Source organism: Pseudomonas sp. Tof1, from assembly GCF_055390395.1.
The window spans coordinates 3,197,293-3,217,371 of sequence record NZ_AP024344.1 but is presented as its reverse complement, the minus strand read 5'-3'; the positions used below and the strand labels follow the sequence as shown (position 1 = coordinate 3,217,371).

The following is a 20,079-nucleotide window of genomic DNA, read 5'->3' as shown; positions in this document are numbered from 1 at the left end:
GCAAGTCCCTGCGCCAGGTGCAACCGCCCTCCTCCGGCGCGCCATTTTGGTGCGCAACCCTGTGTCGCGGGAACAGCCCCGGCGCCTGGTCTTCCCGCATCATCCGGCCCCGGCGCCGAGAACCGATATAAAGGCCGCAAAATCGATCATCCCACCCGGGAAAAGCGGTCGATTTCTGCACTTGCGGTTTTCCGGCATCGTTATTGCTAAAGCTTGCCTACCAGCGCAAGTCTTCGTTCACCAAAGAAAAATGTGAGCCAGGCCACCAGCATGGAAAGGCAAGCGGCGCCGATCCGAAGCGCCGCTGGAAGTCGATAACGCACACTGAGGTGCCCCCACAGCCAGTACTCGATCATCTCTCGCAGGGTCTCGCATCGTGAAATAGCCAGGTAGAAGGAAAATGCCGTCGTCTTGAACGGCAAGGAGTGCGATATGTCCCGAGATTTTTTCAACGAAATGTATGACGCGGACGGTGCCTGCCGCCCCCATTACCAGCCGTTTGCACACTGGCTGGCGGATACACCGCCCGAACTTTTGGAGCAGCGCCGTCGCGAAGCCGACCTGCTGTTCCACCGCGCCGGTATCACCTTCACCCTCTACGGGGACGAACAGGGCACCGAGCGCCTGATCCCCTTCGACATCATCCCCCGCAGCATCAAGGCCAGCGAATGGCAAATGGTCGAACGCGGCTGCATTCAACGGGTGCAGGCGTTGAACCTGTTCCTGGCCGACGTCTATCACGACCAGCGCATTCTCAAGCAAGGCATCATCCCGCCCGAACAGGTGCTGGTGAACGAGGGTTATCAGATTGCCATGCAGGGCCTGGACCTGCACCGCGACATCTATGCGCACATCGCCGGGGTCGACCTGGTGCGTGACGGCGATGGCAGCTACTACGTGCTCGAAGACAACCTGCGCACCCCAGCGGCGTGAGCTATATGCTCGAGGACCGCAAGATGATGATGCGGCTGTTCCCCGAGCTGTTCGCCAGCCAGCGCGTGGCGCCCATCGACCACTACCCCAACCTGCTGCTCGACACCCTCAAGAGCGCCAGCCCGCTGGACAACCCCACCGCCGTGGTGCTGACCCCGGGTCGTTTCAACAGCGCCTATTTCGAACACGCGTTCCTGGCCCGGGAGATGGGCGTGGAACTGGTCGAAGGGGCCGATCTGTTCGTGCGCGACGACCATGTCTTCATGCGCACCACCGCCGGCCCGAAACAGGTGGACGTGATCTACCGGCGCCTCGACGACGCCTACCTCGACCCATTGTCCTTCACTCCCGACTCGTTGCTCGGGGTGCCCGGCCTGATTGCCGCCTACCGCTCGGGCAACGTGGTGCTGGCCAATGCCGTGGGCACCGGCCTGGCCGACGACAAGTCGATCTACCCCTACGTCGGCGACATGATCCGCTTCTACCTCGACGAGGAACCGATCCTCAAGAACGTCCCGACCTGGCAATGCCGCAACCCCAAGGAGCTGTCCCACGTGCTGGCGCACCTGCCGGAACTGGTGGTCAAGGAAACCCAGGGCTCCGGCGGCTACGGCATGCTGGTCGGGCCGGCCGCCACGGCGGCGGAAATCGAAGACTTCCGCGCGCGGCTCAAGGCCCGCCCCGAGGCCTACATTGCCCAACCGACCCTGAGCCTTTCGACCTGCCCGACCTTCGTCGAGAACGGCATCGCGCCGCGTCATATCGACCTGCGGCCGTTCGTCCTGTCGGGTAGCGAAACCCGCCTGGTCCCCGGTGGCCTGACGCGGGTGGCCCTGCGTGAAGGCTCGCTGGTGGTGAACTCGTCCCAGGGCGGCGGCACCAAGGACACCTGGGTAGTGGAGGACTGACACATGCTTTCAAGAACCGCTGCGGACCTCTACTGGATGTCCCGTTACCTGGAGCGCGCCGAGAACCTGGCACGCATGCTCGAAGTCAGCTACTCGCTGTCGCTGATGCCCCAGGCCGGCCGCACCGACGGCCAGGCCGAGCTGGCCATGTCGCTGCTGGCGGCAGGCACCCTGGATGACTACAACCGGCGCCACGACGCGCTCGACACCGCGCGCATGCTGCATTTTTTCGCCTTCGACGAAACCAACCCCGGCAGCATCTACTGCTGCCTGCAGGCGGCGCGCACCAATGCCCATGCGGTGCGCGGGCGGATCACCGCCGACATGTGGGAGAACATCAACGCCACCTGGCTGGAAATGCGCAAGATCGCCAGCAATGGCCTGGCCCGCTACGGCATGAGCCAGTTCTGTGACTGGGTCAAGGAGCGCTCGCACCTGTTCCGTGGCGCCACGGCGGGCACCATCATGCGCAACGATGCCTACTGTTTCATCCGCCTGGGAACCTTCATCGAGCGGGCCGACAATACCCTGCGCCTGCTGGACGTGCGTTACGAGATGTTCGGCGAGGCGTCGGAGGAAGTCAGCGACCATTCGGCCCGCGGCTACTACCAGTGGAGCGCCCTGCTGCGCGCCCTGTCGGCGTTCGAGGCCTTCAACGAGATCTACCGCAATGCCCCCAGCGCCAGGCAGGTGTCCGAACTGCTGCTGTTGCGCGCCGACGTGCCGCGCTCACTGCATGCGTGCATCGAAGAACTGGACCACATCCTCGCCGGCCTGCCCAGCAACAGTGGCCGCGCCTCGCAGCGCATGGCCGCGGAACTCAACGCGCGCCTGCGCTACACCGACATCGACGAGATCCTGGAGGCCGGCCTGCACCCCTGGCTGACCGATTTCATCGAATGCATCCGCCAACTCGGCCAGACGGTTCACCACTCCTACCTGGAGGTCGTATGAAGCTCGCCATACACCACGACACTCGCTACACCTACGCCAACCCGGTGAGCGCAAGCATCCAGTTCCTGCGCCTGACGCCCAAGAGCACCGAGCGCCAGCAGATCCTCGACTGGCGCGTGCAGATGCCCCGCCAGGTACGGAGCCAGATCGACCCCTATGGCAACGTGCTGCACGTCCTGACCCTGGAAGAGCCCCACAGCGCCCTGGCGCTGAGTGCCTGCGGGCAGGTGGAAATCGACCAGTCGCTGGAAGTCGAACACGACAGCCAGTCGCCCTTGCCGTTCCTGCGTACCAGCCGCCTGACCCTGGCCGACGCGGCCCTGATCGACTTTGCCACACAACGTTGCGGCCGCCGCCGTGATCGTGCCGCCCTGATCGAACTGATGGCGGGCCTGGCCGAGCGCATGCCGTACAGCCCTGGCACGACCGCGGTCGACAGCACCGCGGCCGAGGCGTTCGCCGCCGGGGTGGGCGTGTGCCAGGACCATACCCATGCATTTCTTGCCTGCGCCCGCAGCCTGGGGATCCCGGCCCGGTACGTCTCCGGCTACCTGTGCACCGAGGATGAAAACCACCTGGCCAGTCACGCCTGGGCCGAGGCCTGGCTGGAGGATGGCTGGTACAGCTTCGACGTGACCAATCGGCTGGCCAGGCCCGATCGTCACCTGAAACTGGCGGTGGGCCTGGACTACCTCGATGCCTGTCCGGTACGCGGCATGCGCCGCGGAGGCGGAGCCGAGTCGATGCTGGCGCAGGTCAAGGTCACCTCGCTCCCACAGGGGCAACAGCAACAGTAGGCCCCTCCACTTCAACCCGCGCGCCCCGCCGTCGCCATGACGGCGGGGCATCCAACGTACACAGGTAAAACACATGACGTACTGCGTGGCCATGCACCTTGCCGACGGGCTGGTGTTTGTCTCCGATTCACGCACCAATGCCGGGATCGACCAGATCTCGACGTTTCGCAAACTGTTCATTTTCAGCACGCCGGGCGAGCGGCTGCTCGTTCTGCAGAGCGCGGGCAACCTGGCCACCTCGCAATCGGTGGTCAACCTGCTCAGACAGCGTTGCAACGGCACGGGCAACCACCTGTTGAATGTCCGTACGCTTTATGACGCAACGGTGCTGGTGGCCGAAACCATCCGTGAGGTCGTCATCCGCGATCGCAGCAAACTGGCGAGCAAGGTCGACCTGAGCTGCTCGTTTCTGGTCGGTGGGCAGATTGCCGGCGGACCGATGGGCCTCTACAGCATCTACCCGCAAGGCAATTTCATCCAGGCCACCGAGGACACGCCGTTCCTGCAACTGGGGGAAAGCAAGTACGGAAAACCGATCCTCGATCGCAACCTGACGTACCAGACGTCATTGGGCGAGGCGTTGCGTTGCGGCCTGATCTCGTTCGATTCGACCATCCGCAGCAACCTGTCGGTGGGCATGCCCCTGGACCTGCTGGTGTATCGCAAGGACGCTTTCGGGCCGGCGCAAAGCTATCGCATCACCCAGGACGATCCCTACTACGCCCAGATCCGCAACCAGTGGTGCACCGGGCTCAGGGACCTGCTAGCCGATCTGCCGGCACCGCCCAAAGACTACATGGCCTGACGTCCCCCGTAACCGGACCTTTCGTTCATCGAGGTTTTTCCTGGCAGGTGCCCCTTGTCCGTGCGGTGCGCCTGCGACTCGAGTGCAAGCGGGCGCAGTCCCCCTTGCAGGCGCCTGCCACCGACTGGCTACTGCATCCCGACCCGAGTCCCTGTATCCTTTGCCCGAAACCAGGAATGGCTTTGTGCTATGCCCCCTTCGGAAAGGGTCGCCGGCCCAGGAATTCGGACTCCTATCAGGTATTGACGTGAAGCGTGACATCCACCTCGTTGTCCTTCTGCTATCGATCATCGGTTGCTCACTCGCCTCGTTGACGCTCTGGAAAGTGATGGCCTCCCGCGAGCGGGCGCTGGAGGAAATCAACACCCACAGCCTGAACCTGACCCAGGCGTTATCCACCTATTCCGAAGGCATCGTCAGGCAGAGCTCACTGCTGCTGCTCGGCCTGGTCGAGCGCCTGGAAACCGAAGGCAGCGGGCCCGCCCAGATCGAACGCCTGAGCCAACTGGTCAGCCGCCAGCAGCCCCTGATGCCGCAGATGAGCGGCATTACCGTGTACGACAGGCACGGACACTGGCTGATGTCGTCCAACCGCCCGATACCGGTCGGTGCCAACAGCAGCGACCGGGCCTACTTCATCCATCACCGCGACGACCCATCGCGCGAGCCGTTCATCGGCCTGCCCATCCGCAGCCGCACCAACAATGAATGGGTGATCACCATCAGTCGCCGTTTCAACGACGCCGACGGCGGGTTCGCCGGCGTGGTGGCCGTTACGCTGGGGGTGGAGAACTTCCTGCGCCTGTTCGGCCAGATCGACGTGGGCCAGGAGGGCGCCATCGGTCTGTCCTACACCGACGGCTCGATGCTGGTGCGCTACCCGTTTCGGGAGCAGGACATGAGTCGCAACTTCTCCAAGTCGCCGATCTACGCCAAGTACCTGATCGACAAGACGGTGGGCACCGCCTCCTTCACCTCCAGCCTGGACGGGGTGGAGCGCCTGTACGCGTTTCGCAAGAGCGACAAGCTGCCCCTGGTGACCACCGTGGCCCTGGGCAAGCGTGAAGCCCTGGCGGCCTGGCAACTGGAGGCACTGCTGTCGTTGCTGGTGGTGTGTGGTCTGCTGGTGGTCACAGGCACCATCGGCTGGATGCTGATACGCAATATCAACCGCCGTATCGCGGTGGAAAACGAACTGCGGCTGACCCAGCAACAGTTGCTCGACAGCAACCAGCAACTCGAACGCCTGGCGATGCACGATGCCCTGACCGGCCTCGCCAACCGGCGCTGCTTTGACGAAGCCCTGGAGCAGGAAGTCGGCAGAGCCCGTCGTAACGGGACATCGCTGGCGTTGCTGATGATCGATATCGATCATTTCAAGCGCTACAACGACACCTACGGCCACCCCGCCGGCGACGCCTGCCTGCAACAGGTGGCCCGGCTGCTCTCGACCTGCATTCGCCGTCCACCCGACCTGCTGGCGCGCTACGGCGGTGAAGAGATGGCCGTGATCCTGCCCGATACCGACAGCGCCGGCGCCACCGTGGTCGCGCGCCTGATGCTCGAACGCCTGGCTCTGGAACCTATCGCTCACCCGAGCAGTCCCTTTGCACAGGTGACCGTCAGCATTGGCATTGCCTGCGCCACGAAAACTGACCTCGACAACTGGCAGCCACTGCTCGAACGTGCCGACCAGGCGCTCTACATCGCCAAGGAGGCCGGGCGCAACCGCCTGCATGTCGGCTGAAACAGGCCGGCAAGGCACATGCTGATGGTGTCCCCCTCCTCTGGCCAATCGAGATCGCATCCTTGAACGACTTCCGGCAAACCGCTTCCTCCAACCGTGCGCTTGACTGGCTGAACTTTTTCCTAGCGGACGTGCGCGACGGCCTCGGGCCTTACCTGGCGATCTATCTGCTGGCCGTGCACCAATGGCAGCCGGCGAGCATCGGCCTGGTCATGACCCTGGCCGGCATCGCTGCACTGCTGGCCCAGACGCCGGCCGGCGCGCTGATCGACAGGACGCCAGCCAAGCGCGCGGTGGTGGTGATCGCCGCCCTGCTGGTCACCGGCAGTTGTCTGTTGCTGCCGATGGTCTCGTCGTTCGGGCTGGTGGCCCTGACGCAGACCGCCAGCGCCCTGGCCGGCTCGGTGTTCGCCCCGGCCATTGCCGCCATTTCCCTGGGCCTTACCGGCCCCAAGGCCTTTACTCGGCGCGTGGGCCGCAATGAAACCTTCAACCACGCCGGCAATGCCTGCTCGGCCCTGCTGGCCGGTGGCCTGGCCTACCTGTACGGGCCCGTGGTGGTGTTCTACCTGATGGCGGTGATGACGGTGGCCAGCCTCATCGCGGTCAGTCGGATACCCGGCGCGGCCATCGATCACCAGGTGGCACGTGGCCTGGCCCATCTGCCAGCGGGCGACGCTCACCCGGCCGGCCTTGCGCTGTTGCTGCATAACCGCACCCTGCTGCTGTTCGCCGTGTGCTGCGCCCTCTTCCACCTGGCCAACGCGGCGATGCTGCCGCTGGTGAGCCAGAAGCTGTCGCAGGTCGATCTGCACCTGGCCACGCCGCTCACTTCCGCCTGCATCGTCGCGGCGCAACTGGTGATGGTACCGATGGCACTGCTGGTGGGCGCCAAGGCCGAACAATGGGGGCGCAAGCCTTTCCTGCTCGCCGGCTTTCTCATCCTGCCGCTGCGCGGCGCACTCTACGTGGTCTCCGACAACCCGTTCTGGCTGGTCGGCGTGCAACTGCTCGACGGCATCGGCGCGGGGATCTTCGGCGCATTGTTCCCGATCGTGGTCAAGGACCTGACCGAGGGCAGTGGCCGCTTCAATGTCAGCCTGGGTGCGCTGAGCACGGTGTTCGGCCTCGGTGCGGCGCTGAGCCCGGGGCTCGCCGGGCTGGTGGTCCAGTCGGCCGGCTACGATGCCGCCTTCCTGACGCTGGCCGCCATCGCCGCGGCCGCCTTCATGCTGGTGTTGCTCGCCCTGCCGGAAACCCGCGCTCGAACGGCCCCGCAAGTGGCCTTTTCATAACACCTCGGCACTGTCCAGGCGCTGCAGCAAGGTCTCGCCACGCTGCCACAAGGCCTCACGCCGTGCCTGCGACATGCCGTCGAGGCTGCGATAGACCAGGGCCAGCCGCGGGTTGGCCGCCAGCGGCTGGCGATGGCGGATGAGGAAATGCCAGTACAGCGCATTGAATGGGCAGGCATCCTCCTCCACCGCCCGCTCGACCTTGTAGCTGCACGCCTTGCAATGGTCGGACATGCGCTGGATATAGCGACCACTGGCGCAATAGGGCTTGGACCCCAGGTAGCCGCCGTCGGCATGCATCACCATGCCCAGGGTGTTGGGCAGTTCAACCCAGTCGAAGGCATCCAGGTAGACGGCCAGGTACCATTCGCAGATCGCAGGCGGCGCGATCCCGGCCAGCAGCGCAAAATTGCCGGTGACCATCAGCCGCTGGATATGGTGGGCGTAGCCCAGTTCCAGGGTCTGGCCGATGACCTGGGCCATGCAGCGCATGCGGGTCTTCCCCGTCCAGTAGAACTCCGGCAATCCACGCTCGTTACCCAGGTAGTTGAGCCCGGCGTATTCGGGCATGCGCAGCCAGTAGATGCCCCTCACGTACTCGCGCCAGCCGATCAATTGGCGAATGAAACCCTCGGCGGCGTTGAGGGGCACCCGCCCCTCGCGCCAAGCGCTGTCGACGTCTTCGCACAGCTGGCGGACATCCAGCAGGCCGATGTTCAGCGCGGCACTGATACGGGCATGGAAAAGATAGGGCTCGCCCTCGGCCATCGCATCCTGATAGTCGCCGAAGGCCGCCAGGCCGAACTCGAGGAAATGCGCCCACAGCTCCCGTGCCTGGTCGTGGGTCACCGGATAGTCGAAGGTGTCGAGCGCGCCGTAGTGCTCAGGGAAACGCTCACGGACCAGGTCCACGACCGCCGCCGTGGTCGCATCCCGGGCAAAATGTGCCGGGAATGGCCCGCGCAAGCCCCGGGGCAACGCTTTGCGGTTGTCGCCGTCGAAGTTCCAGGCACCGCCCACCGGGCGACCGTCGGGCTCCAGCAACAGGTTGCAGCGTTTGCGCATGCCCCGGTAGAAGTGCTCCATGCGCAATTGCTTGCGGCCGGCAGCCCAGCGCGCGAAGGCTTCCCGCGAGCACAGGAAGCGGGTATCACGGTGCCAGACCAGGGGCAACCCGGAGTCGCGCAGGGCCTGTTCCAGGCGCCATTCGCCGCACTCGGTCACGTGCAGTTCCTCAACGCCCAGCCCGGCCTGCCAGCGGCGCAGCTCGCCGGCGATGCTGCCCGTATTGCCCGGATCGTCCAGCGGCACGTAATGCACCCGCCAGCCACGCTCACGCAGGGCCTGGGCGAAATGGCGCATGGCGCTGAAGATCAGCACGATCTTCTGTGGATGATGGGGCACGTAGCGCGCCTCACCCTCGACCTCGGCCATCAGCAGGACATCGCGCGTCGGGTCCAGTGCGCGCAGTACCGCCAAATCGAACGAAAGCTGGTCGCCCAGCACCAGGCCCAGCCGCACCGCCTGCGCTACCACTGGTTGGCCAGCGTCACCGGCACCCGCAGGGGTTCGATCGGGCCGCTGCGCTGCCCGCACATCTCATCGTGCACCACGTGCTGCACCAGCGTGCAGCGCAACGGCGGTACATCGGCGAGCAATTGTCGCAGTTCGGTGGTCGAGCGCAGGTGCATCACCTCGCCTCGGGCATCGCACAAGGTTTGCGGCCCGGTCCCGGTCAGTGCGCGCAGGACATAGAAACCGCCCTCCAGGGACAGCAGTTCAAGCTCATCGATGGCGCCGGCGTGGGCCAGCTCGGTCAGGTGTTGCAGGTTCATGGTGTGCCCTCCGGCAGGCGGCGGAAGAACAGGGTGATCTGCCCGATCTCCACGCCGAGTTTGCTCATGCTCGAGCGGTTGATGAGGGTGTCGTCATCCATGCGGTACATCCAGTCGTCCAGGTCGACTGCCCAGTGCCGGCCATCGACCGGCAGATCCAGGCGATAACGCCAGCGCAAGGCATTGCCGGCGACCTGCCCCCGTGCCTCGCCGATCACGTCACCGGCCGTCCCGCGCCAGCGACCGGGGCCATCCGGGGTGAGCGTCCAGGTCCGCTGCTGGCGGGTCCCGTCGCTGTAGAGGAAATGCTCGTCGAGAATCAGGCTCTGCCCTTCACGGCGGCTGTCGATGCGCACCTGGAAGCGCTTGACCACTTCGCCCGAACGCTTCTGGAACATGCCCCAGGCCTGCACCGGTCGGGAAAAGAACTCCACCAGGTCCAGGCGCGGCTGCTCCCCGGCATAACGATCGACATCAACGTTGCCGCAACTGCCCAACAGCAGGCAGCAGATCAACAGCAGACTTCTGTACATGCTCACTCTCCTGACGAATTCCCCGCCAGGCCGAGCAGGCGCTGGCGCAGTTGTGGGTCACGGGCGCGCGGGTCGAGCCAGATGGCGAAGAACGACCGGGCAAAGGCCGGGTCGGCGATTTCCCGGCTCAGTTGATCGTCGACATAGAAACGACAGCCCTGGCCCGGCAGATACAGCCCGGTGATGCGCATGCCCGGGCGGACATCGACGAATGCCTCGCGCATTGCCTGCGCCCAACGCGCCTCGGTGGCAGGGGGCAGCGGCCCGTCGGCCAGTCGGCGGATTTCATCCAGGCTGGCCTGTACCAGCGTGTCCCGGGACAACGACCGGTGGTAGATCAGATCCAGGGCGAACGGCTGTTGCCAGCCCTGTACCGGCCCCGCACTCCAGACCTGGGCGCTGTACAGGCGCAGGCCGAACCAGGTGAACTCGCCCGTGCCGATCAGCCGCGCTCCCGGCAGCCCGGAGCGCCAATCCGCCCAGGCGGGGGCGTGATCGTCAGCAGCAGGCCGAGGACGAACAGGCTGAGCGCCGAGGTTCTACATGTCATGACCAGGACACCGGAAGCGGAGAATATTGTACAAGCATATATCCTTGTACAAGTTTTTGTATAAATTTCCGAAGCCCTGGGCAGGTTCGGATCGCCCTGCCCTCGACACCGCGAAAATCAGGACGGCGTGGCGGGCACAGCGTGCCAACGAGAGCTAATCTGCGTTTGTCAAGGCAGACCCTTGCGAAATTTTGTCGCATTATTTCAAATTAACTATTCAGTTAATTAGCAAGCTAAGGGTATAGTCGCCCGCATTCACACAGCGAGACGTTCTTGTATGACACAACCTTCTCAGGCCCGCGGCCTCAGCAGATTCATCCTTTCCGGTCTGGGCATCGTCATCGCCCTGCTCGGCCTTGCCCTGGCCGCTGGCGGCGTGCGCCTGGTCACCCTGGGCGGTAGCGGATACTTCCTGATCGGCGGCCTGGTCATGGCCAGCGCCGGGCTCCTGATCGCCCGCCGCAAGCCGGGTGGCGCCTGGCTGTTCGCCGCGTTCCTGATCGGCACCGCGATCTGGGCACTGGTGGACACCGATCGCAGCTTCTGGCCAATGTTCTCCCGCCTGTTCATGTTCAGTGTCATCGGCCTGGTGGTCGCGCTGGTCTACCCGACCCTGGTGCGGGCCTCCGGCCGCACAGCCGGACGCGGCGCCTACGGCGTGGCCGGGGTACTGGCGATCGCTCTGGTCTGGGCGGTGGGCAACATGTTCGTCGCTCACCCCACCGTGCCGGCCACCGGTAACGGCCCGGCACTGACACCGGTCGATCCGGCCAAGGCGCAGAAGGATTGGGCGCATTACGGCAACACCGAGGGCGGCAGCCGCTTCGCCGCGCTGGACCAGATCAACCGTGCCAATATCAATCAGCTGAAGGTGGCCTGGACCTACCACACCGGCGACGTGGCCATCAGCGACGGCAACGGTGCCGAGGACCAGCTGACCCCGCTGCAGGTCGGCGACAAGGTGTTCATCTGCACCCCGCACAACAACCTGATCGCGCTGGATGCCGACACCGGCAAGGAACTGTGGAAGAACCAGATCAACGCCCAGACCAAGGTCTGGCAGCGTTGCCGCGGCATGGCCTACTTCGATGCGACCCAGCCGCTGGTCCAGCCGTCCCAACCCAACAGCGTGCCGGTGATCGCCGCCAGCGTGCCGGCCGGCGCCAACTGCCAGCGTCGCCTGCTGACCAACACCATCGATGCCCGCCTGATCGCGGTGGACGCCGACACTGGCGCCTTCTGCGAGGGCTTCGGCAACCATGGCCAGGTCGACCTGAAAGCCGGTCTCGGTGATGTACCGGACTCCTACTACCAACTGTCGTCCGCGCCGCTGATGGCCGGGACCACCGTGGTGGTCGGCGGCCGTGTCGCCGACAACGTCCAGACCGACATGCCCGGTGGCGTGATCCGTGGTTTCGACGTGATCACCGGCGCCATGCGCTGGGCATTCGACCCGGGCAACCCGCAGGACAGGCAGGCACCGGCCGAAGGCAAGACCTACGTGCGCAGCACCCCCAACAGCTGGGCGCCGATGTCCTACGACCCGGCGATGAACACCGTGTTCCTGCCGATGGGCAGCTCGTCCACCGACATCTATGGCGTCGAGCGCACCGCGCTGAACCACAAGTACGGCGCCTCGGTCGTCGCGCTGGATGCCAGCACCGGCGCCGAGAAGTGGGTCTACCAGACCGTGCACAACGACCTCTGGGACTTCGACCTGCCGATGCAGCCGAGCCTGATCGACTTCACCCGGGATGACGGCAAGCAGGTGCCGGCCGTGGTCATCGGCACCAAGGCCGGGCAGATCTACGTGCTCGACCGCGCCACCGGCAAGCCGCTGACCAAGGTCGAGGAAGTGCCGGTCAAGGCCGCCAACATCCCCAACGAGCCCTACTCGCCGACCCAGCCGAAATCGGTGGGCATGCCGCAGATCGGCGCCCAGACCCTGACCGAGTCGGACATGTGGGGCGCGACCCCGTTCGACCAGTTGCTGTGCCGTATCGACTTCAAGAAGATGCGCTACGACGGCCTCTACACCGCGCCGGGCACCGACCTGTCGCTGAGCTTCCCGGGTTCCCTGGGCGGCATGAACTGGGGCAGCCTGTCCACCGACCCGGTCAATGGCTTCATTTTCGTCAACGACATGCGCCTGGGCCTGTGGATCCAGATGATTCCTTCGGCCAACAAGGGTACCGCCGCAGGCGGTGGTGAAGCGCTGAACACCGGCATGGGCGCGGTACCGCTCAAGGGCACGCCGTATGCGGTGAACAAGAACCGCTTCCTGTCGGTCGCCGGCATTCCGTGCCAGGCCCCGCCCTACGGTACCCTGACCGCCATCGACATGAAGACCCGCCAGATCGCCTGGCAGGTCCCGGTCGGGACCGTCGAAGACACCGGCCCCCTGGGCATCCGCATGCACCTGCCGCTGCCGATCGGCCTGCCGACCCTCGGCGGCACCCTGTCGACCCAGGGCGGCCTGGTGTTCATCGCCGGCACCCAGGACTTCTACCTGCGCGCCTTCGACAGTGGCAACGGCAAGGAGATCTGGAAATCCCGCCTGCCCGTGGGCAGCCAGGGCGGCCCAATGACCTACGTGTCACCGAAGACCGGCAAGCAGTACGTGGTGATCACCGCCGGTGGCGCGCGGCAATCGACCGACCGCGGGGATTATGTGATGGCGTACGCCTTGCCGTGACCCTGGAGCCCGCCTGCGGGTGGGCGTTCCATTCGCCTGACGGGGCCAGCTCGAACCAGCCCCGTTCGGCATCCATGTCCAGATGGACACAAAGCTTCACAATCCCTCACATTCCTCTCGACCGTTGCGAGGCACACTAGGACCTTGCGCAATGATTCCGTCGAGTGCCCATGCCTCTTTCCCCTTCCTCGGCCAAACGCTGGCTGATCCTGTTTGCCGTGATGCTGGCCTTCCTGCCGGTGGTGATCGACATGACGATCCTGCACATCGCCATTCCGCCACTGACCCTGGCACTGGGCGCCTCCGGCACCGAAGTGCTGTGGATCATCGACATCTATCCGCTGCTGATGGCCGGCCTGCTGGTGCCCATGGGCACCCTGGCCGACCGGATCGGCAACCGACGCATTCTGCTGACAGGGTTGCTGGTGTTCGGGATCGCTTCCCTGCTGGCGGCCTTTGCCCCGAGTCCGGCCATGCTGATTGGCGCCCGCGTGCTGCTCGCCCTTGGCGGTTCGATGATCATGCCTTGCGTGCTGGGCATCATTCGCAGGACCTTCGAGGATGAAAGGGAGCGAGCGATGGCCTTGGGCCTATGGGGTACCGTCGGTGCCGCAGGGGCGGCGGTCGGGCCGCTGATCGGCGGTATGCTGCTGGAGCACTTCTGGTGGGGCTCGGTGTTCCTGATCAACGTGCCGGTGGTGCTGGTCGTGGTGCTGTCCGCCTTCGTGCTGTTGCCCCGCCGCGAGATCACCACGCCCGGCGGTTGGGCCTTTGGCCAGGCGCTGGTGTTGATCGCCGGCATCATTGCGCTGGTGTATGGCATCAAGACCGGGGTCGCCGGGACACAACCGCTGGTGCTCACCCTGTGGATCCTGGCTTTCGGCCTGCTGTTGCTGACGCTGTTCGTCCGCCTGCAACTACGCGCCGAAAGCCCGATGCTGGACCTGTCGCTGTTCTCGCATCCGGCGATCCTGGCGGGCATGATCATGGCCCTGGTCGCCTGCGGGGCGCTGGCCGGGGTGGAACTGACCCTCGCCCAGGAACTGCAGTATGTGCTGGACAAGACGCCGTTGCAGGCCGGGATCTTCATGATCCCGATCATGGCGGCCGCAGCGATCGGCGGCCCCTGCGCGGGCCATCTCACCCACCTGTTCGGCCTGCGCCTGGTGGCGAGCCTGTCATTGGCCCTCTCCGCGCTGGTGCTGGCGCTGCTGGCCAACGCCGACTTCCATCATCCCGGTCTGTGGGTACCGGCCCTGCTGGGAATGCTGGGCCTGGCCCTGAGCATCGGGCTGACCGCCTCTTCCATCGCGATCATGGGTTCGGTCGACGCCAGCAAGGGCGGTGCGGCGGGATCGCTGGAGGCCACCGGCTATGAACTGGGCAGTGGGCTGGGCATCACCTTTTTCGGCGTGTTCATGTCCAGCGTGTTCGGGCGCACGCTCGAACTGCCGGCCAGCCTGGCCCAACCGCTGGCGACCCAGGCCAGCCGTTCGATCGGTGACGCCCATGTCGTGGCCCGGCAGTTGGACGCGCAGCAGGCCGGTGCGGTGATCGAAGCGGCAAAAGCGGCCTTCTCGACCACGCACTCGGTGCTGCTGACCACCTCGGCCGTGCTGATCGGCCTGCTGGCGGTCGCGGTGTTCTTCATGCTTGCCGGCCATGCCCCCAGGGACATGTCCCCGGCCTAGGCCATCGGGATCACTTGGCTGCGTGCCTGGCCTGCAGTTCCGGCATCGCCGAAGAGTGATGGTTGAGGATCTTCCACTGACCGTTCAGTTGCTCATAGACGAAGGTGTAGCGGGCCTGCACCTGACGGGTCGAACCATCGGTCCCGGTCAGGGTGAAGGTGTAGACGCCGCTGTCGATCGCCACATCGTTGCCCAGGCGATGGATGTCGCGGTAGTTGATCTGTCCGATCGGCTTGAGCGCCAGGAAGTGGTCGAAGTAGTCCTTGATCTGCGCCGGCGTGGTGCGCACCTGGTTGGAGACCGTCGGCTGCAGCATGGCGTCCGGCGCATAGAGGTCCACCACCGCCTGGGCGTTGCCGCTCTTGAGGGCCGCGTTCCAGCGATCGAACAGGCCGGCGATCTCGCGGTCCTTCTGGTTTGCCGGCTGCGCGGCGACGTCGTGGTAGACATAGGGGGCCGTTTGCGCAGCCTGGGCAAACGGGGCGCTGAGGGCTGCCAGCAGTACCAGGGCCGAAGTCTTCATGTGCATTGCAACTCTCCAGTGATGTCCGATGGCTGCACTTTGCCCGGCGCCGCCCCGGCCGCCATCGGCCAACCGGAGCCTTTTACCTATGCCATTCGGCAGATAGCCCACGGCCCGGTTACACGGTTTAATAGCCCCCTCGCCCGTACGGGCACGCCTCTCGAAGCGTCGGAGCCCGACCATGCAAAACCTGCCTCATGATCCGGGCAGCGCCCTCGCCATCCGCACCCAGTACCGGCAGTCACAAAGTCGCGCGGCGCGCCTGCGCCTGCTGGTCGACACCGGCCAGGAACTGACCCGGCTGTCCCCGGCGGCCATGCGCGAACGCGTGCTTGTCCGCGCCTGCGCGTTTCTCGCCATGGATCACGGGGTTCTGCTGGAGCACGCGGCCGATGGCCGGGTCCACAGCAGCGCGAGCCTGGGCAGCCAGGAGCGCCTGAACAGCCTGGAGCAGCAGATCGATACCTCGCTGCGCAGCCCCTGCTGGCAGGAACAGCCCGGCGCCCTGCTGTCCCGGGTGCTGCGGGTGCCATTGCGCGGAGGCGACGACCGGGCCTTCGGCCTCCTGGTGCTGGCCAACAGCACCGGTATTGCCGCGCCCGATAACGAAGACCTCGAATCCCTGCAACTGCTCGCCACCCTGCTGGCCGCCCACCTGGAAAACGACCGCCTGCTGAGCACGCTGATCGTGCGCGATCGCACCCTGTCGGATCTGGTCAGCCGACTGTTCCGCGCCCAGGAAGACGAACGCCGGCGCGTGGCCTACGACCTGCATGACGGCCTGGCCCAGACCCTCGCCGGGCTGCATCAACGTCTGCAGGGTTTCGCCGGCCGGTGCCCGACACTGCCGCAGGCGCTGGATGCCGACCTGCAGGCGATCCTGAACCTGGCCCAGCATTGCGTGGTCGAGGGGCGCCAGTTGATCGCCGGACTGCGCCCCAGCGTACTCGACGATTTCGGCCTGCTCACTGCTCTGGACAAGGAAGCCGACCGCCTGCGTGACGCCGGCATCCAGGTGCAGTGGACAGCCCGCGACCCGGCGCGCCTGTCGAGCCCGGTGGAGATCGCCCTGTTCCGGATCGCCCAGGAAGGCATCAACAACATTCTCAAACATGCCCGGGCCAGCCAGGTGCAACTGGCCCTGGAAGTGCGCGACGGCCAGGCTCTGTTGCGGGTGGCCGACAATGGCGAAGGTTTTACCCCGGCCCTGGCGCTCGCGGCCCACGACGCCCGCCACCTGGGGCTGGCGACGATGCAGGAACGCGCCAGCCTGCTCGGCGGCACATTCACCTGCATCAGCAGCGCACAGCGCGGCACGCAACTGTCGATCAGCGTGCCCTGCACCCTGGAGGAAACCGCACAATGACAGCCGCCCTGCGCCTGGTCCTGGCCGACGACCATGAGGTCACCCGTACCGGCTTCGTCGCCCTGCTCGCCGGCCATCCGCAATTCGACGTGATCGGCCAGGCCTGCGACGGCCAGCAGGCCGTGGAGCTGTGCGAACGGCTACAGCCCGACATCGCCATCCTCGACATCCGCATGCCGGTGCTCAACGGCCTGGGCGCGGCGCGGATCCTGCAACAGAAAATGCCGGCGCTGAAAGTGGTGATCTTCACCATGGACGACAGCCCGGATCACCTGGAGGCGGCCATGCAGGCCGGCGCCGTGGGCTACCTGCTCAAGGACGCACGCCGTGACGAGGTGATCGATGCCCTGCAACGGGTCGCGCGCGGCGAGGAGGCGCTGAACAATGCGGTCAGCGCCCGTCTGCTGCGGCGCATGACCGAACGCCACGGCCAGGGTGCGGCGGCCAGCGAAAACCTCACCGCCCGCGAGCGGCAGGTGCTCGGGCTGGTGGCCGGCGGTCTGAGCAACCGTGAAATCGGCGAAAGGCTGGGCATTACCACCGGGACCGCCAAGGCCCATGTCGAACGGGTCATCGGCAAGCTCGGCGCAGCGGACCGCACCCAGGCCGCGGTTCGCGGCATCGCCCTGGGCCTGGTGGCGCAACCGTGAGGCTGCTTTCCGCCCGACGCTGGATCGACCTGCCGCTGCGGGGCAAGGCGCTGGTGGCGATCTCCCTGCCGCTGGTGATCCTGCTGATGTCGCTGGTGCTGATCTACATCACCGAACGCCAGACTGCCCACGCCGAAGAGGACGTACGCCGGGTGCTGCGCGTCCAGGGCGATATCCAGACCGTGCATACCCTGCTCGCCGAGGCGGCCGCCAGCGTGCGCGGCTACCTGCTGACCGGGCGCGAGGACTTCCTGCCGGGCTACCTGAAAGCCCGCCCGCTGATCGACGACGCCCAGCAACGGCTGAACCGGAACGTGCGTGATGAACGGGTGCGCCGGCACCTGGAAGCCATCGAACCGCTGATCGACAGCAAGGTAGCGGGCCTTGAGGAAATGCTCGCCGGACACCGCGCCAACCCGGCGGCGATCACGGCGATCCTGATCAGCAACAAGCACATTCTCGACGAACTGCGCGAACATATCGGCACCATCCTCACCCTGGAGGACACCCTGCTGGCCGAGCGTACCGCCGCCGCGGTCGCGACCCGTCAGCGACTGCTGCTGTCGACGCTGCTGGCGGCCTTCTGCGGCCTGTTCGGCGCCATCGTCGCGGTGCTGTTCCTGTCCAGGGGCATCGTCGCCCGGGTGCAGCAGGTCAAGGGTAATGCGCAGCGCCTGGCACTCGGCCAACCACTGCAGCCGCAACCGCCGGAAAACGATGAAATCGGCCAGCTCGGCACCCGCCTGGTGGAAGCCGGGCTGCTGCTGGCCGAGCGCGAGCGGGCCCTGCGCGACAACGAGGAACGGCTGAGGCTGATCATCGACGGCGTGAAGGACTATGGCATCTTCGCCCTCGACACCCGCGGTTTCGTCACCAGCTGGAACGCCGGCGCCGAGCGGATCAAGGGCTACACCGAGCAGGAAATCATCGGCCAGCACTTTTCGCTGTTCTACCTGCCCCAGGAATGCCCGGAACATCCCGAGCATGCGCTGCGCGAGGCGACCCGCGATGGTCACTACATGGAAGAGGCCTGGCGTATCCGCAAGAATGGCAGCCGCTTCTGGGCCAGCGTGGTGATCACCGCCCAATACGACAGCCGCGGCGCCTTGCGCGGCTTCTCCAAGATCACCCGCGACATCACCGACCGCCGCACGGCCGAAATCGCGCTGCGCACCGCCCGCGAGGAAGCCGAGCGCGCCAGCCGCGCCAAGAGCGAGTTTCTCTCGCGCATGAGCCATGAACTGCGTACCCCGCTCAACTCGATCCTCGGTTTTGCGCAATTGCTGGAGATGGATGCGCAGCCGGGGCAGGAAGCCAACGTCGGGCACATTCTGCGCGGAGGCAAGCACCTGCTGGGGCTGATCAACGAGGTGCTGGACATCGCCCGGATCGAAGCCGGGCACCTGCAGTTGAACCTTGAGCCCGTGCCCCTGGCACCGGCCCTGCAGGAGGCCCTGACACTGGTCTCGCCAATGGCCGCCAGTGCCGGCATCCGCCTGTTGCCATTGCCCGCGCTACCGGCGGACAGCGGCCTCATCGCCGACCGGCAGCGCCTGACCCAGGTGCTGCTCAACCTGCTGTCCAACGCCATCAAGTACAACCGGCCCGGGGCCAGGTCAGTATCGAGGTCAGGATCGATCAGCCACGGGTCGCGGTATCGGTCAGCGACACCGGCAAGGGCATTGCCGCCGAGCGCCTGGGGCAACTGTTCAAACCGTTCGAGCGCCTGGATATCGACCCGAACATCGAAGGCAGCGGCCTGGGCCTGGCGCTGAGCAGGAACCTGCTGGAAATGATGCAAGGCCGCCTGACGGTGCACAGCCAGCCCGGCCTGGGCTCCCGATTCACCCTTGAACTGCCGTTCGTGCGCCTGCAGGAGAACCCGCAGCCCGGTACCGCCGCCCTCGAGCGCCCGGTCGAGCCGCCGGCGCCCTGCGCACCGACCTGGCGCGGCCAGGTGCTGTACATCGAGGACCATCTTTCGAGCCTGGCGCTGATCGAAACCCTGTTGCAACGACGCCCGGGTATCAGGCTGCTGTCGAGCATGCAGGGACAACTGGGGCTTGACCTCGCCGCGCAGCATGCGCCACAGCTGATCCTGCTGGACGCGACGTTGCCGGACAAGGAGGGGCTGGCCATCCTGCGCCTGTTGCGCGAATCGCCTATCACCCGCTCGACCCCGGTGCTGCTGATGACCGCAGACGCCAGCGAGACCACCCGCCAGGCGCTGTGCGAGGCCGGAGCCACGGCGGTGCTGGGCAAGCCGATCCACATCCCCACATTCCTCGCCCACCTTGACCAGTACCTTGCGGAGCCCGCGTGAACAACGACCTGCGTATCCTGATCATCGACGATCAACGCCCCAACCTCGACCTGATGGAGCAACTGCTGGTGCGCGAGGGGCTGAGCAACGTCCTGAGCAGCACCCAGCCGTTACGAACCCTGGACCTGTTCAACAGCTTCGAGCCGGACCTGGTGATTCTCGACCTGCACATGCCGGAGTTCGACGGCTTCGCGATCCTCGAACAATTGAATCGGCGCATTCCGGCGGGCGAGTACCTGCCGATTCTCGTACTGACCGCCGACGCGACCCGCGACACCCGCCTGCGCGCCCTGGCGCTGGGCGCGAAGGACTTCATCAGCAAGCCCCTGGATGCCCTGGAAACCATGTTGCGGGTGTGGAACCTGCTGGAAACGCGTGCGCTGTACAAGACCCTGCGCACGTTGGTGCCCGCCGAACGGATCGAGCTGCTGCGTCAGGCGGGGACGCTCTAGACAGACCGCCAGACGTGGTCCG

Annotated in this window: 15 protein-coding genes and 2 pseudogenes; 12 read left to right on the top strand and 5 right to left on the bottom strand. The window is 65.8% G+C overall.

Going from position 1 to position 20,079, the window contains the following annotated elements; genetic code table 11:
- Positions 1 to 432: 432 nt before the first annotated feature.
- From ACZ5KU_RS14720 to ACZ5KU_RS14695, 6 genes and pseudogenes are all read left to right on the top strand, one after another.
- Positions 433 to 1,841 (top strand): annotated as a pseudogene (locus ACZ5KU_RS14720) (circularly permuted type 2 ATP-grasp protein).
- A 3-nt stretch (positions 1,842 to 1,844) separates the two neighbouring features.
- Positions 1,845 to 2,795 carry an alpha-E domain-containing protein gene (locus tag ACZ5KU_RS14715; RefSeq protein WP_054057366.1) on the top strand — a complete coding sequence of 317 codons (951 nt, stop codon included), beginning with the start codon at positions 1,845 to 1,847 and terminating at the stop codon, positions 2,793 to 2,795.
- Positions 2,792 to 3,592: a transglutaminase family protein gene (locus ACZ5KU_RS14710; RefSeq protein WP_054062221.1), complete on the top strand. Its 801-nt coding sequence runs from the start codon at positions 2,792 to 2,794 to the stop codon at positions 3,590 to 3,592. The genes ACZ5KU_RS14715 and ACZ5KU_RS14710 overlap by 4 nt, the downstream gene beginning before the upstream one ends.
- 73 nt (positions 3,593 to 3,665) lie before the next feature.
- Positions 3,666 to 4,397: a proteasome-type protease gene (locus ACZ5KU_RS14705; protein WP_054057364.1), complete on the top strand. Its 732-nt coding sequence runs from the start codon at positions 3,666 to 3,668 to the stop codon at positions 4,395 to 4,397.
- 247 nt (positions 4,398 to 4,644) lie between these two features.
- Positions 4,645 to 6,144, top strand: coding sequence for a sensor domain-containing diguanylate cyclase (locus ACZ5KU_RS14700; RefSeq protein ID WP_192842671.1), 1,500 nt, complete (start codon positions 4,645 to 4,647; stop codon positions 6,142 to 6,144).
- Between the two features lie 53 nt (positions 6,145 to 6,197).
- Positions 6,198 to 7,439 (top strand): MFS transporter, encoded by a 1,242-nt coding sequence (locus ACZ5KU_RS14695; protein ID WP_416773493.1) that lies wholly within the window; start codon positions 6,198 to 6,200, stop codon positions 7,437 to 7,439.
- On the opposite strand, the gene ACZ5KU_RS14690 is transcribed toward ACZ5KU_RS14695, so the two are convergent.
- The 4 genes from ACZ5KU_RS14690 to ACZ5KU_RS14675 are packed head-to-tail and all read right to left on the bottom strand — an operon-like array spanning position 7,434 to position 10,268.
- Positions 7,434 to 8,960, bottom strand: coding sequence for a cryptochrome/photolyase family protein (locus ACZ5KU_RS14690; RefSeq protein WP_464737410.1), 1,527 nt, complete (start codon positions 8,958 to 8,960; stop codon positions 7,434 to 7,436). The two genes, ACZ5KU_RS14695 and ACZ5KU_RS14690, sit on opposite strands and share 6 nt — an antisense overlap.
- A gap of 8 nt (positions 8,961 to 8,968) precedes the next feature.
- Entirely contained in the window at positions 8,969 to 9,274 is a 306-nt protein-coding gene (locus ACZ5KU_RS14685) for a DUF6482 family protein (RefSeq protein WP_054057362.1), read from the bottom strand.
- The gene (locus tag ACZ5KU_RS14680) at positions 9,271 to 9,807 is read right to left on the bottom strand and encodes a DUF3833 domain-containing protein (protein ID WP_054057361.1); all 537 of its coding nucleotides are present in this window, start codon (positions 9,805 to 9,807) and stop codon (positions 9,271 to 9,273) included. The genes ACZ5KU_RS14685 and ACZ5KU_RS14680 overlap by 4 nt, the downstream gene beginning before the upstream one ends.
- 2 nt (positions 9,808 to 9,809) lie before the next feature.
- Positions 9,810 to 10,268: a chalcone isomerase family protein gene (locus ACZ5KU_RS14675; protein WP_464737409.1), complete on the bottom strand. Its 459-nt coding sequence runs from the start codon at positions 10,266 to 10,268 to the stop codon at positions 9,810 to 9,812.
- A gap of 366 nt (positions 10,269 to 10,634) precedes the next feature.
- Between ACZ5KU_RS14675 and ACZ5KU_RS14670 the strand changes: the two genes are divergently transcribed.
- Together ACZ5KU_RS14670 and ACZ5KU_RS14665 are read left to right on the top strand one after the other, a co-directional pair.
- Positions 10,635 to 13,052 carry a glucose/quinate/shikimate family membrane-bound PQQ-dependent dehydrogenase gene (locus tag ACZ5KU_RS14670; RefSeq protein ID WP_464737361.1) on the top strand — a complete coding sequence of 806 codons (2,418 nt, stop codon included), beginning with the start codon at positions 10,635 to 10,637 and terminating at the stop codon, positions 13,050 to 13,052.
- Between the two features lie 170 nt (positions 13,053 to 13,222).
- Complete coding sequence (locus ACZ5KU_RS14665) at positions 13,223 to 14,743, top strand: MFS transporter (protein WP_054062224.1); 1,521 nt, start codon at positions 13,223 to 13,225, stop codon at positions 14,741 to 14,743.
- 10 nt (positions 14,744 to 14,753) lie between these two features.
- On the opposite strand, the gene ACZ5KU_RS14660 is transcribed toward ACZ5KU_RS14665, so the two are convergent.
- A complete protein-coding gene (locus tag ACZ5KU_RS14660) occupies positions 14,754 to 15,272 on the bottom strand; it encodes an SgcJ/EcaC family oxidoreductase (RefSeq protein WP_054057357.1) in 519 nt (172 codons plus the stop codon).
- Positions 15,273 to 15,447: 175 nt separating this feature from the next.
- Here ACZ5KU_RS14660 and ACZ5KU_RS14655 point away from each other — a divergent pair, with 175 nt between their 5' ends.
- The 4 genes and pseudogenes from ACZ5KU_RS14655 (at position 15,448) to ACZ5KU_RS14640 (ending at position 20,057) form a co-directional block, all read left to right on the top strand.
- Complete coding sequence (locus tag ACZ5KU_RS14655; RefSeq protein ID WP_054057356.1) at positions 15,448 to 16,632, top strand: sensor histidine kinase; 1,185 nt, start codon at positions 15,448 to 15,450, stop codon at positions 16,630 to 16,632.
- Positions 16,629 to 17,282: a response regulator gene (locus ACZ5KU_RS14650; protein WP_054062227.1), complete on the top strand. Its 654-nt coding sequence runs from the start codon at positions 16,629 to 16,631 to the stop codon at positions 17,280 to 17,282. The genes ACZ5KU_RS14655 and ACZ5KU_RS14650 overlap by 4 nt, the downstream gene beginning before the upstream one ends.
- A pseudogene (locus ACZ5KU_RS14645) lies at positions 17,279 to 19,605 on the top strand (ATP-binding protein). The gene ACZ5KU_RS14650 and the pseudogene ACZ5KU_RS14645 overlap by 4 nt, the downstream one beginning before the upstream one ends.
- A complete protein-coding gene (locus ACZ5KU_RS14640) occupies positions 19,602 to 20,057 on the top strand; it encodes a response regulator (protein WP_054060049.1) in 456 nt (151 codons plus the stop codon). The pseudogene ACZ5KU_RS14645 and the gene ACZ5KU_RS14640 overlap by 4 nt, the downstream one beginning before the upstream one ends.
- Positions 20,058 to 20,079 lie beyond the last annotated feature (22 nt).

Bases quoted from the DNA above. Each gene is read 5' to 3' on its own strand.
- ACZ5KU_RS14655 (WP_054057356.1), top strand. From the start codon at position 15,448: ATGCAAAACCTGCCTCATGATCCGGGCAGCGCCCTCGCCATCCGCACC.
- ACZ5KU_RS14665 (WP_054062224.1), top strand. From the start codon at position 13,223: ATGCCTCTTTCCCCTTCCTCGGCCAAACGCTGGCTGATCCTGTTTGCC.
- ACZ5KU_RS14650 (WP_054062227.1), top strand. From the start codon at position 16,629: ATGACAGCCGCCCTGCGCCTGGTCCTGGCCGACGACCATGAGGTCACC.
- ACZ5KU_RS14670 (WP_464737361.1), top strand. From the start codon at position 10,635: ATGACACAACCTTCTCAGGCCCGCGGCCTCAGCAGATTCATCCTTTCC.
- ACZ5KU_RS14660 (WP_054057357.1), bottom strand. From the start codon at position 15,272: ATGCACATGAAGACTTCGGCCCTGGTACTGCTGGCAGCCCTCAGCGCC.
- ACZ5KU_RS14710 (WP_054062221.1), top strand. From the start codon at position 2,792: ATGAAGCTCGCCATACACCACGACACTCGCTACACCTACGCCAACCCG.
- ACZ5KU_RS14715 (WP_054057366.1), top strand. From the start codon at position 1,845: ATGCTTTCAAGAACCGCTGCGGACCTCTACTGGATGTCCCGTTACCTG.
- ACZ5KU_RS14685 (WP_054057362.1), bottom strand. From the start codon at position 9,274: ATGAACCTGCAACACCTGACCGAGCTGGCCCACGCCGGCGCCATCGAT.
- ACZ5KU_RS14705 (WP_054057364.1), top strand. From the start codon at position 3,666: ATGACGTACTGCGTGGCCATGCACCTTGCCGACGGGCTGGTGTTTGTC.
- ACZ5KU_RS14680 (WP_054057361.1), bottom strand. From the start codon at position 9,807: ATGTACAGAAGTCTGCTGTTGATCTGCTGCCTGCTGTTGGGCAGTTGC.